Consider the following 442-nt stretch of genomic DNA (forward strand, 5'->3'; position numbering starts at 1 on the left):
GGGAGCCTTCCGCGAGGGCATCGAGAGCGCCGAGGTGCAGGCGCTCTATAGCCGGACCATTGGCCCTTATTTCAATCTACAAGCGGGTGTCCGCCAGGATTTGGGGCCGTCCCCGAAACGCACCTATGCGACCGTCGGGCTGGAGGGGCTGGCACCGGGCTTCTTCGAGCTAGAGGGCGCGGTATTCCTGTCCAACAAGGGCGACCTGCTAGGGCGGCTTGAGGGCTATTACGACCAGCGCATCACCCAGCGGCTGATCCTGCAACCGCGCGCCGAGCTCAATTTCGCTGCGCAGGACGTGCCGGAAAACCGGATCGGATCGGGCCTATCCAACGCCGAGCTTGGATTGCGGCTGCGTTATGAGATCCGGCGCGAGTTCGCCCCCTATGTCGGCGTGTCATGGGATCGCCGCTTCGGCGACACCGCCCGCTACGCGCGCGCC

At 65.4% G+C, this 442-nt stretch carries 1 protein-coding gene; it reads left to right on the forward strand.

All coding sequences use genetic code 11. The annotated features are described in order from the left end of the window. The coding region (locus BGN95_RS03505; RefSeq protein ID WP_286771620.1) for a copper resistance protein B at positions 1-442 on the forward strand (442 nt) is incomplete at both ends.

It is taken from the genome of Sphingomonas sp. 66-10 (assembly GCF_001897045.1).
Taxonomy (GTDB): Bacteria; Pseudomonadota; Alphaproteobacteria; order Sphingomonadales; family Sphingomonadaceae; genus Sphingomonas; species Sphingomonas lycopersici.